Origin of the sequence: Nonomuraea turcica, assembly GCF_030718205.1 — a bacterium.
Lineage (GTDB): Bacteria > Actinomycetota > Actinomycetes > Streptosporangiales > Streptosporangiaceae > Nonomuraea.
On sequence record NZ_JAUZQF010000043.1, the window covers coordinates 56575 to 68403 of the forward strand.

At 69.7% G+C, this 11829-nt stretch carries 10 protein-coding genes and 1 pseudogene; 5 read left to right on the forward strand and 6 right to left on the reverse strand.

What is annotated here, in order from left to right:
* The first annotated feature begins 26 nt into the window (after nt 1-26).
* The 3 genes from Q9G87_RS56310 (at nt 27) to Q9G87_RS56320 (ending at nt 2365) form a co-directional block, all read left to right on the forward strand.
* Nucleotides 27-1037, forward strand: a complete 1011-nt coding sequence (locus Q9G87_RS56310; RefSeq protein ID WP_305924933.1) for an AraC-like ligand-binding domain-containing protein — start codon at nt 27-29, stop codon at nt 1035-1037.
* 55 nt (nt 1038-1092) lie between these two features.
* Nucleotides 1093-1578, forward strand: coding sequence for a quercetin 2,3-dioxygenase (locus Q9G87_RS56315; protein WP_305924934.1), 486 nt, complete (start codon nt 1093-1095; stop codon nt 1576-1578).
* Between the two features lie 574 nt (nt 1579-2152).
* Nucleotides 2153-2365, forward strand: coding sequence for a hypothetical protein (locus Q9G87_RS56320; RefSeq protein WP_305924935.1), 213 nt, complete (start codon nt 2153-2155; stop codon nt 2363-2365).
* 84 nt (nt 2366-2449) lie between these two features.
* Here the strand turns inward: Q9G87_RS56320 and Q9G87_RS56325 are convergent, their stop codons facing one another.
* The 3 genes from Q9G87_RS56325 to Q9G87_RS56335 form a co-directional block, all read right to left on the reverse strand.
* On the reverse strand, nt 2450-3472 hold the full coding sequence (locus tag Q9G87_RS56325; RefSeq protein ID WP_305924936.1) for an ABC transporter substrate-binding protein: 1023 nt from the start codon (nt 3470-3472) through the stop codon (nt 2450-2452).
* Between the two features lie 155 nt (nt 3473-3627).
* On the reverse strand, nt 3628-4686 hold the full coding sequence (locus Q9G87_RS56330) for an ABC transporter permease (RefSeq protein WP_305924937.1): 1059 nt from the start codon (nt 4684-4686) through the stop codon (nt 3628-3630).
* 81 nt (nt 4687-4767) lie between these two features.
* On the reverse strand, nt 4768-6111 hold the full coding sequence (locus Q9G87_RS56335) for a glycoside hydrolase family 125 protein (protein ID WP_305924938.1): 1344 nt from the start codon (nt 6109-6111) through the stop codon (nt 4768-4770).
* Nucleotides 6112-6342: 231 nt separating this feature from the next.
* Here Q9G87_RS56335 and Q9G87_RS56340 point away from each other — a divergent pair, with 231 nt between their 5' ends.
* Entirely contained in the window at nt 6343-7248 is a 906-nt protein-coding gene (locus tag Q9G87_RS56340) for an ATP-binding cassette domain-containing protein (RefSeq protein WP_305924939.1), read from the forward strand.
* Between the two features lie 64 nt (nt 7249-7312).
* Nucleotides 7313-8359 (forward strand): LacI family DNA-binding transcriptional regulator, encoded by a 1047-nt coding sequence (locus tag Q9G87_RS56345; RefSeq protein ID WP_305924940.1) that lies wholly within the window; start codon nt 7313-7315, stop codon nt 8357-8359.
* Nucleotides 8360-8377: 18 nt separating this feature from the next.
* Here Q9G87_RS56345 and Q9G87_RS56350 read toward each other — a convergent pair whose 3' ends face one another.
* From Q9G87_RS56350 to Q9G87_RS56360, 3 genes and pseudogenes are all read right to left on the reverse strand, one after another.
* The gene (locus tag Q9G87_RS56350; protein WP_305924943.1) at nt 8378-9619 is read right to left on the reverse strand and encodes a lyase family protein; all 1242 of its coding nucleotides are present in this window, start codon (nt 9617-9619) and stop codon (nt 8378-8380) included.
* A pseudogene (locus Q9G87_RS56355) lies at nt 9502-9927 on the reverse strand (lyase family protein); the annotation flags it as partial. The gene Q9G87_RS56350 and the pseudogene Q9G87_RS56355, both read right to left, overlap by 118 nt.
* On the reverse strand, nt 9842-11578 hold the full coding sequence (locus tag Q9G87_RS56360; RefSeq protein WP_305924941.1) for an NAD-dependent malic enzyme: 1737 nt from the start codon (nt 11576-11578) through the stop codon (nt 9842-9844). The gene Q9G87_RS56360 and the pseudogene Q9G87_RS56355, both read right to left, overlap by 86 nt.
* Nucleotides 11579-11829 lie beyond the last annotated feature (251 nt).

An 11829-nucleotide genomic window follows, 5' to 3' on the forward strand; every position in this document is an offset into this window, starting at 1 on the left:
CCAGCCCAGGCATAGCGTGGGTTTGTATGAGTGTCGTGTTCAGGGCCGACGGGCTCCCGCCGGCGTCGCGCGTCGACTACTGGCGAGAGATCATCAGCGACGTTTTCCTGCCGCTCGACCTCCGCGGTGAGATCGGTCCCAAGACGCCTGCCGAGTTGCGCACCACAGAGATCGGGCCGATTCGGTTCACCGAGTCGGTCACCGGGCCTGGGTCGTCGTTCCGGACGGGCCGGACGCCTCGCCTCATCCGTAGCTCGGATCCGGACGTGTGCCTGGTCGGGGTGCTCGTCGAAGGTGAGGTGCGCGTGGAGCAGGACGGCCGGCAGGCCGTCCTGCGTCCCGGCGATCTATCGTTCATCGACCCGGCGCGGCCGTTCGAACAGTCCTTCACCGCTATGCGCAACATCAGGGTGAGCGTCCCGAAGGCGATGATCCCGTTGCGCGATCGCGAACTCGGCGAGCTGACCGGCGTGCGCATTCCCGGCGACCGGGGAGCGGGGGCGCTGGCCTCGGCACTGACCCGGCAGCTCGCACACAGCGTCGATGAGCTGCCGGCTCCGGAGACGGCACGGCTGGGCGCCGCGGTCGTCGAGGTGCTGACCGTGGCGCTGGCCAGTCGCCTCGACAGGACCTCAGCGGTGCCCCAGACGCGGGAACGCACGCTGCTGCACCGCATCTACGCGTACGTGGAGCAGCAGCTCACCGACCCCGAGCTCTCACCGCGCAGCATCGCCGCCGCGCACCATATCTCGCTGCGCTACTTGTACAAGCTGTTCGAAGCCGAGCAGATGACCGTCGGCGCTTGGGTTCGCCGGCGTCGGCTGGAGCGGTGTCGTCAGGACCTGCGTGATCCCGCGCAGCGCAACCGGCCGGTCGCCGCGATCGGCACGCACTGGGGATTCCTGAGCGCAGCGCATTTCAGCCGCGCGTTCCGCGACGCGTACGGAGTCTCGCCGGCACAGTTTCGGACGCATTCGATGACGCCGGCCGATAACGACACGGGCGGAGGGCGTGCGTGCTCACGTCCGGGTGGGTAACCGACGCCGAGCTCGGGTAATAGGCCGCCGAGCTGCCCCAAGAAGGGAAGACCCGATGTCCCGACCGCCACTGGACACGCTGCTGCTGTCACCCGGTCACGGTGAGGGGCTGTGGCATCTCGACGCGCTGTGGACGTTCAAGATCCCGGCGGCAGTCACCGGCGGCGCGTTCAGCCTCGCCGAACAACTGCTCCCCAAGGGCGCGGCGCCGCCCGTGCACCGCCACACCCGCGAGGACGAAGCCTGGATCGTGCTCGATGGGGAGGTCACCTTCTTTCTCGACGACGAGCAACGTACCGCCGGACCCGGCACCTACGTCTTCGGACCGCGCGGGCTAGCCCACACACACCGCGTCGAGTCGGACACCGCCCGGCTCGCCACGCTGCTCATTCCCGGCACCTGCGAAGCGTTCTTCCACACCACCGGACGACCGGCCGTATCCCTCACCCTCCCCCCGCCGGAGCAGCACGACCTGGACCGGTTGCTGGAAGGCATGCGCGAACACGGCATCGAGTTCCTCGCTCCACCACCGGCCCCGTAGAGCCGGCAAGTCGCGGCCACCGCCCTGATCGCGACCTCACCGCGCGTGGCAACGTGTTCGGCCTGCGTGTACGCGGCGATCACCCGCAGCAGCGGCCCGGAGTCGAGCGGCCGCCGCCAGCGGGTGAAGTCGCGACGGTAGAGCCAGGTCGCGACGGCCGCCGCCCCGCCGAGCACGCCCGCGCCGGCGACCCGCATGGGCTCGATCCATTCCTCGCCGTCGCTCCAGACGCCCCGGCGCCGGTCGCGTTCCGCGACCGCCTTCCTGGCGACACCGATGTGGCCGGGCAGCTCGCGGGCCACCTCGCGGCGCCCGGCCTCGTCGAGGGCCAGCACCGCGTCCGCGACCAGGGCCGGGTCGCCGGCGGTGATGGCCGCACGCACGCTCGGCCAGGCTCGGCTGTTGGGGGGTGGAGTCGTCATGCCGCACACCGTAGAGATCGGCTCCGACAGATCCGGATCACCGGCCGTCGCCCGCATGCGATCAAAAGGATCAGAACCCTCTCGGCCACAGGTGCCGCATCTACCGTGAAAACTACCGATCTCTGGCACTCGGGGGGGATGATCTTGTGACGGTGTCAACAGTCGTGGCGGCCGGCTTCGTGATCATGTTCGTGTGCGTCGTCGTGGGGATGGTCGGGTCACTGATCAGCGGAGGGCCCTCCATGCGGAGGGGATCGGGCAACCCCGGCATCCCGTTCGGCGGCGGTTCGGGCGGGTTTGGTGGCAGTGGCTGCGACGGCGGCGGCTTCTCGGGCAGTGACGGGGGTGGAGGCGGAGGCGACTGACGACCGCCCCATACGCTGAGCATCGCAACGGCCGGAAACCCGTGGGGGTTTCCGGCCGTTGCGATGCCGGCGGCTGAGCCGGTGTCAGTTGCAGGTGGTGGTGTAGAGGTACTTCGCGACCTCGGGGTCGTCGACGTTCTCCTTGGTGATGACGGTGGAGTCCGTGCCGATCTGCTTCTGCACCTGCTCGCCGCGCGCCGCCGCGGCGGCCTGGGCGACGCCGTCGGCGCCGATCTGCGCCGGCTGCTGAGCGACCAGCGCCTGGACCACGTCGTCGCGCAACTGCTCCACCTGCGCGGGTCCCGCGTCGAAGCCGACCAGCTTGATCGTGCCGGCCTTGCCCGCCGCCTTCACGGCGTTGTTGGCGCCCTGGCTCTGGTCCGTGCTGAGCGCGAAGATGCCGGCCAGGTCGGGATGGGCCGCGAGCTGGGCGGAGACCAGCTGGGAGATCTTCGCGACGCCGTTGGAGGTGAACACGTTGCCGAGATATTTGATGTTGGGGTACTTCTTGAGCCCTTCCTCGAAGCCCTTCTGCCGGGCCTCGGCCGTGCTGACCCCGGGCTGGCCGCCGACCAGGAGGACGCTGCCCTTCTCACCGATGAGCTTCGCCAGCGCGTCGGCGGCGACCTGCCCGCCCTTGACGTTGTCGCTGGCGATCGCTGAAGCGACGAAGCTGGTGTCCGACAAGGTGGTGTCCACCAGCACCACCTTGATGCCGGCCTCGGTCGCCTGCTTGAGCGGCTGGATCAGGGCCTGGGAGTCGTTGGGGGCGATGAACAGCGCGTCCGGCCGGGCGGCGATGACCGAGTTGACCATGGGGATCTGCAGGCTGACGTCCCAGTTCTTGGCGCCCTGGACGTTCAGGTCCACGTTGTGCTGCGTCGCCGCCTCCTTGGCACCGCAGGCCATGGTCTCGTAGAAGGGGTCACCTGCGACCCCTTCGATGAAGGTCACTTTGACCTTCTTGGCCCCCGCTTCGGTCGAGGTGGCCGAGGCGCCGGCGTTCGAGGCGGTGTCCGTGCCGCTGGAAGCGGAGGAACCGCAGGCGGCGAGCGTGGTCACGAGACCGGCGACGACGGCCAGCCATGCCATGGGTGTTCTCTGCATCGTCGACTCTCCTGATTGATGCGGCCGCACGCTGTCGGTGTGTGCGGGCGATGGAGTGAAACGTGCGTCGTCGCAGGAGGAAGCCTCGTGGGCGGCGCAGGGCGTGAGGAGATGCGGGGGATGAGCGGGATGGATCCTGTGAGAGTGCTGCCGCGCTACGTTCGTACGTCGCGCCGTCGGCGCCGCTGGTCGACCATCACCACGATGACCAGGGCGGCGCCGAGTGCGACCTGCTGCCAGAAGGGCTCCAAGCCGAGGATGACGAAGCCGTCCGTGAGCACCGAAGGGATCATGACGCCGACGACGGTGCCGAGCACGGTGCCCACACCGCCGATCAGGCTCGTCCCTCCGATGACGACCGCGAGAATCGCCTGCAGCATGTCGGTCTGGTGTCCGTTGAGCGTCGTTGTCTGGAACCGGGCCAGGCTCACGAATCCGGACAGCCCGGCCAGGGCGCCGGAGAGCACGTAGACCTTGACGATGTGGTTGTTAACGTTGACCGCAGCCCGGCGGACCGCCTCCTCGTTGGATCCGATCGCGGCCGTGTAGCGGCCGAACCGCGTCTGCGACATCACGAAGGCGCCGGCGGCGGCGACCGTCAGTGCCACCAGCACGGTGTACGGCACGCCGAGGAATTCGCCGAAGCCGAGGGTGTCGGCCAGCGTGCGCGGCACGCCGTGCATGTCCTGCCCACCGGCCAGGAGGTAGGCGAGGCCGGTGGCGGCGGCGAAGCTGCCGAGCGTCGTGATCAGCGGAGAGACGCCACCGCGGGTGGTGACGAGCCCGTTGACCAGCCCCCATGCCAACCCGGAGAGCAGCGCGGCGGCGAGCCCGGCCAGCATGACGAGTGGCCCGTCGCCGCCGATCGCGAGCATCACCTTGAGGCTGACGACGCCCGAGAACACGAGCACCGAGCCGACCGAGAGATCGATGCCCGCGATCGTGATGACGAAGGTCATTCCGACCGCGATGAGCAGGTAGCTCGAGGCGTCGACGGCGATGCTCTTGGCGTTGAACCAGGACACGAACTGCTCTGGGCGCATCACCGAGAAGATGGTGATCAGAGCCAGCAGGACGAGCACCGACCAGCTGCGTTGCGTCCGGTGCACGTTGCGGAGCCGGCCGGACGTCTGCGATGCCGGCCGGGCGCCGTCCGCAGCGGCCACGGGACGTGCGGCGTCGGTGCTCGTCGGCGCTGTCTCAAGCTCTGACATCGCTCACCTCTGTAGGGTGCGCCATTGGTGACAACGTTGTCACATCGGATGAGGCACGGTAACCCCAGCCGCCGGGGGCCGTCAACGCCGGTGGCCCAATTGTTGCCGAGCGAGGGTCACCGGTGAATCCGCCGCCCGTACGGCGTCGGCCACCTCGGCCGGCATAGGAGGAACCGGACGCGGCACCGGGAGCCCCGCCAGGGAGAGCGACAGCTCGGCGAACAGGGAATTCGCCCAGGCGAACCACGGCCTGGTGAAGGTGGCGGGATCGTCGGCGTGGAAGCTTTCGTGCATCAGCCCGGTGCCGGCGTCGGTGGCCACGAGCACGCGGTACGTGTCGGCCGACTCTTGCCGTGACCCGGCGGTCAGGGCCCGCATGCACAACGCCATCGGCCAGATGTGCCGCGCGGGTGTGTGCGGACTGCCGACGCCCTCCGCTGCCCCGCCCCGGTAGAAGTACGGGTTCCGTTCGCTCAGCACGAGATCGCGGGTCCGCCGGTAGAGCGGATCATCGTGGTCGCACCAGCCCAGATAGGGCAAGGAGAGCAGACTTGGCACATTGGCGTCGTCCATCAGGTTCACCCCGCCGAGGCCGTCCACCTCGTACGCGTAGACGGGGCCGGAGCCGGTGTGCGCCACTCCATGGCGGGCGATGCCGCCCGCGATGTCGACGGCCAGCTCGAGCGCCCGGGTGCCGAGCGCGGGCTCCAGCAGTCCCTCCGCACACAGCCGCACGACGCCGTTGAGCGCGACCACGGCCGCCGCGTTGGCCGGGATCAGGTAGCCGTACTCGCACCGGTCGTCGCTGGGCCGGAATCCCGACCAGGTCATCCCCGTGCGGCCGACCGGCGACCCGAGGCCGCCGCGGTCCAGTGTGTCGCCCTGGAAGGGGCCGGCCACGCGCTCGAACCGGTACGGCGAGGCCCGTTCGTGGTCCTGCTCGACCCGCCAGACCCGCATGACGAGGTCGGCCGCCGCCGCGAAGTCGCCGTCCAGATGCGCCGCCGATCCACCGGCCGCCCAGAGCTCATAGCCGAAGGACAGCAACGAGCACAGCGAGTCCACCTCGTACTTGCGCTCCCAGACGTCCGGGGGCGGCGCCGGCCGGTCGTGCTCGTCCGCGTGGCCGCCGGTGGGCCCGTCGTTCACCGCGTTCGCGTAGGGATCGGTCAGGACCGCGCGGGCCATCCGCCGGACGACCCCGGTCAGGACGCGCCGCACGGCCGGGTCGGGCAGGCCGATCAAGTACGGCCGGAGCTGGCCGACCGTGTCCCGGTGCCACATGGCTTCGATGTCGCCGGTGATGACGAAGGGCTCGTCCGGGTTCCCGCGCAGCGTGGTCGTCCAGGCGTTGGCGAAACAGCGCCGGAACATCTCACCGGCGCCGAATTCCGCCTCCAGCCGAGCCGCCGCCCGGGAGGACACGGAGGCCAGGCTCCCGGCGAGAACTGCCCAGTGTGCTGTGTGGATGTCGGCTGACAAGAAGAACGCACCCCCTCGACTGACAGGCGGAACCTGCTCGGTGCCGCGGGTCACGGCGGGATCTCCGCACCGCGGACGTCTATGCCGGCGCACGCTACCCTAGTACTGTCCGATGCGACAGCGTTGTCACCCCTCCCGGCTCCCCTCGGCCGGACGGGATCCGAGGAGGCGCAGATGAGCAGCAGCCCTGACACCCCGCTCCTGCAGTTGTCCGGAATCGTCAAGCACTACGGGACGGTCCGGGCCCTCCAAGACGCCTCGCTCACCGTTTACCCGAACGAGGTCGTCGCACTGGTCGGAGACAACGGCGCGGGCAAGAGCACCATGATCAAGGTGATCTCCGGGGTGATCCAGCCGGACGAGGGCGAGATCGTCGTCGACGGCCGGCCGGTCACCTTCTCCAGCCCGCTCGATCCCCGTAGCCATGGCATCGAGACCGTCTATCAGGACCTCGCGCTCGCCCCCGACCTGGATCCCGCTGCGAACCTCTTCCTCGGACGTGAGGTGCTGCGCGGCGGTCTGCTCGGCAGGCTGGGCATGCTGGACAAGCCGGAGATGCGGCGCCAGGCTGACGACGCGTTCGCCCGTCTCAGCGTCGGTCTGCAGGACACCCGCAGCATGGTCGGCACCATGTCCGGTGGTCAGCGGCAGGGGATCGCGGTGGCGCGAGCGGTGCTGTGGGCCAGCCGGCTGGTGCTGATGGACGAGCCGACGGCCGCCCTGGGCGTCGTCCAGACCGGCCGCGTCCGGGCATTGATCGAGTCCGTACGGGAGCAGGGCGTATCGGTGGTGCTGGTCAGCCACAATCTGCCCTTCGTCTTCGAGGTGGCGGATCGGATCGAGGTGCTGCGGCTGGGCCGGCGTGTGGCCGCGTTCACGCGGGCGGAGGCCACGGCGGAACGCGTGCTCGGGGCGATGACCGGCATGCTGGCCGAGGCGCCGCCTGGCGATCTTGCCGAGACCGCCGCCGGCACCGGCCCGGATACGATGATCGGTACCACGATCAACGCCAGGACGGACGGCAGCGGCCGGGTGGACGGACCCGGTGATGTCAGCGGAATCTCCGGGACGGAGGGATGACCGGCCCCGCCGGGGCGTCCGCGGCCTTGTAGTGATCGACAAGCCGCAGGAAGGGGAACGGCTCGTGAGTCGGCCGACGATGAAGCAGGTCGCCGAACTCGCCGGGGTGGGCATGAAGACGGTGTCCCGGGTGGTGAACGGGGAGGGGCGGGTCAGCCGTGCGACGCGGTCAAAGGTGGAAGCGGCCATCGCCGCGACCGGCTACCGGCGCAACGAGGTGGCCAGGAGCATGCGAGGCATGCGATCCGGGCAGAGCACCGGAGACATCGGCCTGCTGCTCGGCGACCTCACCAACCCGTTCTTCGCGGCCGTCGCCTCCTCGGTGATCGGCGTGGCCCGGGCGCGCGGCTACGCCGTCGTGCTGGCCAGCGCGGATGAGGATCCGCAGGCCGAGCGCGCGGCAATCGACGGCCTGCTGGGCCGGCAGGTGGCCGGGCTCCTCGTCGTTCCCGGCGGCCGGGACTACAGCTACCTGCAGCCGGAGATCGCGCGCGGCACCCCGGTCGTCTTCGTGGACCGCCCCGGCGCCGGGGTGGAGGCCGACGAGGTGGTGCTGGACAACGCCGCCGGGGCGCGGATGGCCGTACGCCACCTCGTCTCCTACGGGCACTCCCGGATCGGCGCCATCGTCGCGCCGAGCCGCTGGACGACGACGCAGCGCCTGCGCGGCTTCAGGGATGCCATGCGCACCGAGGTCGGTTCGGCCGACCCCGCCCTGATCCGGCGCCTGTCCACTGGTTCGGTGGCCGAGGCCGAACGGGCGGGCCGCGAACTGCTGGCGATGCCGGACCCTCCGACCGCCGTCTTCACCACCACCGGCTTCATGACCCAGGGCCTGCTGCGTGCGCTGGGGCCGCGTCGCGACGTCGCGGTCGCCGGCTTCGACGACTTCCCGCTGGCCGACATGCTTCCCGTCCCGCTGACCGTCGTCGCCGGGGATCCGGTCAACCTGGGCACGGTTGCCGCGCAGTCCCTGTTCGCCAGGATCGACGGGTGGGCTGGGCCGCCGGCGCGCCGTGTCATCCGGCCCACACTGGTGCCGCGCGGCAGCGGAGAAATCCGTCCACCTGCCTCATCCCTGCTGCCCTCTGGATCATCGGCATCCGCCTGATCATGCGCGGCGGCTCCGTCATTTTCGCCGTGCGGCGGGCGTGCCGGAGGCGGAGCCGGCCGCGCCGGGGCGGGTGAGGCGTTCGGGGTCGACCACCTGGTCGAAGAGCGTCTCACTGACACCCGAGTCGAGGGCGGCCTGTTTGAGGGTCAGACCGTCATCGAGGGCGTGGTGGGCGATCCGGGCCGCATGGTCGTAGCCGATCACCGGGCTGAGCGCGGTCACCATCATGATGGAGCGCTCGATGTTGCGCTGCAGGGTCTCCTCGTCCAGCTCCACGCCGTCAACGAGGTAGACGCGGAAGTGGTCCATCATGTCGGTCAGGATGCGGACAGAGTGCAGGACGTTGTTGATGATGATCGGCCGAAAGGCGTTGAGCTCGAAGTTGCCCTCGGCCCTGGCCATGGAGACCGCCGTGTCGTTGCCCATCACCTGCAGCGCGACCATCAGCATCGCCTCGGCTTGGGTGGGGTTCACCTTGCCTGGCATGATCGAGGAGCCGGGCTCGTAGGACGGCAGCCGCAGCTCGTGCAGGCCCGTCCGCGGCCCCGACCCGAGCCACCGCATGTCGTTGGCGAACTTGAACAGCGTGACCGCCAGCGCGCGCACCGCCGACGAGACGCGTACGAGGGCGTCGCACGACGCCTGGGCGGCGAACTTGTTGGACGCGCTCACGAACGGGTGACCGGTGAGCCCGGCGAGCTTCGCGGCGACCTCGTCGGCGAAGCCGGGGGGCGCGTTCAAACCGGTGCCGACCGCCGTGCCGCCGATCGCCAGACGGTAGAGGCCGGACCGCGTGGCGGTCAGGTGCTCGATCGCGTCCTGGAGTTGGGCGGCGTACCCGGACCACCCCTGGCCCACGGTGAGAGGGGTGGCGTCCTCCAGGTGGGTGCGCCCGATCTTGACGACGTGCTCCCAGCGGCGGCTGTTGCGGGAGGCGGCGTCGTGCAGCCTCCCCGCCGCGGGCAGCAGTCGCTCGTCGATGGCGAGCAGGAGTGAACCCGACGCAGCGAGCGGAGTGGAGGCCCGACGAAGGAGGGACTCCGCGGAGCGAGTGAGGAGGGTGAGCGACCAATGAGCAGGGCGGCCAGATGCATGGCGGTGATGAAGGTGTCGTTGGAGGACTGCCCCATGTTGACGTGGTCGTTCGGATGGATGGGTTCCTTGGCGCCCAGCCTGCCGCCGACGAGCTGGATCGCCCGGTTGGAGATCACATCGTTGACGTTCATGTTGGACTGGGTGCCCGAGCCGGTCTGCCAGACGTACAGCGGGAACTCCGAGTCGAGGTCGCCGGCGATCACCTCGTCGGCCACCCGGCAGATGAGGTCGGCCTTCCACTGCGGCAGCCGCCCGGCGCGGGCGTTGACCATCGCGGCGGCCTTCTTGATGGAGCCGTACGCGTGGTATACGGCCTTGGGCATGCGATCGTCGCCGATACTGAAGTGGATCAGTGACCGCTGGGTCTGTGCGCCCCAGTAATGGTCATCGCTGCTCCACGGCCTTGATCGGGTGGTAGGCGGGCTGCCACATGGCCTGGCGGACCTGCTCCACGGCGTTGTGGATCTCAGTGCGGGCCAGGCCCTCGGTGGCGGCCTGCTCGGCGACGGCCACGGCGACGGTCGCCGAGACCTCTCTGAGGTTGTCCACCTGCGGCAACAGCGACGCGCCCGGCAGCGACGGGTCCACGAGCCCGGCGACGGCGTTGGCGGCCGCCTCCAACATGCCATCGCTGACCTGGCGCGCCTTGGACACGACCACGCCGAGCCCGATGCCCGGGTACAACATGGCGTTGTTGGCCTGGCCGATGGTGTAGGTGACACCGTTGTACGTGATCGGGTCCACCGGGATGCCGGTGGCGACCAGGGCCCGGCCGTCGGTCCAGCGGAGCAGGTCGGCCGGCATCGCCTCGATCCGCTCGGTGGGGTTGGAGATCGGGAAGATGATCGGCCGGCCCCCGTCGGAGGCCATCGCGCGGACGACGTCCTCGGTGAAGGCGCCGTGCACGGTCGAGGTGCCCAGCAGCATGGTGGGCTTGACCCGCTCGACGACCTCGCGTAGCCCGATACCGTGCTCGCCGCGGCTCCAGCCGTCCACCTCGGCGGCCGGGCGCGCGTAGGGCCGCTGGAAGTCGCGCAGGTCCGTCATGTCGTCGGTGAGCAGGCCCTGCTTGTCGATCGTCCAGATGCGCCGGGTGGCGGTGCCGCGATCGAGGCCGTCGCGGACCATGGCGTCCCGCAGCTGGTCGGCGATGCCGCAGCCGGCCGTGCCCGCGCCGAACACGACGATTCGCTGGTCCCGCATGGCCGTCCCGGACACCCTGATCGCGCTGAGCATGGCGGCCAGGACGATCGCGCCGGTACCCTGCATGTCGTCGTTGAACGTGGGGATCTTGTTCCTGTACCGCTCCAGGATCCGGCGGGCGTTGGAGGGGCCGAAGTCCTCCCAATGCAGCATGGCGCCGGGGAACATGCGGGTGGCCGTGGTGACGTAGGCGTCGATGAAGGCGTCGTAACGCTCACCGCGTACGCGGGCGTGCCGGTTGCCGACATAGGCGGGGTCGTTGAGCAGGGCCTCGTTGTCGGTGCCGACGTCCAGGGCGACCGGGATGACGCGGGCCGGGTCGATGCCCGCGGCGGCGGTGTAGACGGCCAGTTTGCCGGTGGTGATGCCCGCCCCGCCGCCGACGCCCCAGTCGCCGATGCCGAGGATCTCCTCGGCGTCGGACGCGACGATCAGGTCGACGTCGTCCGGCCCCATGCCGAGGTCGTCGAACGCCTTGGCGATCCCGTCAGGGTCGTTCACGGACAGGTAGAGCCCGCGCGGCCGGCGGTATTCGTGGCTGTAGCCCTTGATCGCCTCGGCCACCGTGGGGTCGTACACGATCGGGAGCATCTCGCGGAGGTGGTCGCTGAGCAGCCGGTAGTACAGGACCTCGTTGCGATCCCGCAGCCCTTCCAGGAAGACGTTCTTGAGCAGGTCCGTGGGCTGGGCGCGGTACTGGGCGTAGGCCCGCTGCGCCTGCTCCTCGATCGTCTCCACCGCTGGCGGGATGAGACCGTCGAGGTCGAGGTCGGCGCGTTCCTGCCGGGTGAAGGCGGTCCCCTTGTTCAGCAGCGGCTCCTGGAGCACGCCGAGCCCGCGTACGGCCGTGACGTAACTTCCGTCGTCCTCCTCGGTGAAACCGCGGCGTGCACTGGTGGATCGGCCGGCATAGGACATCGTCGCCCCCGTGAGACTGTGCGTGCTGTGGACGCCCCGGCTCGTGCCCCTTGGATGCCCCTATAGCCTCAATGTGCGCTAAAGGACGCGTATCGCCGTAAGCGCTCCCATCGACGGCCAGGTTCTAGGCCGTGTTTCATAAGGCACTGAGCCACTCGTTGATCGCGGCGATGGTGAGTGTGGCCTCGAAGCGGACAGCGAGCTTGTCGTACCTGGTGGCCATGGCGCGGTTGCGTTTGAGCTGGTTAATG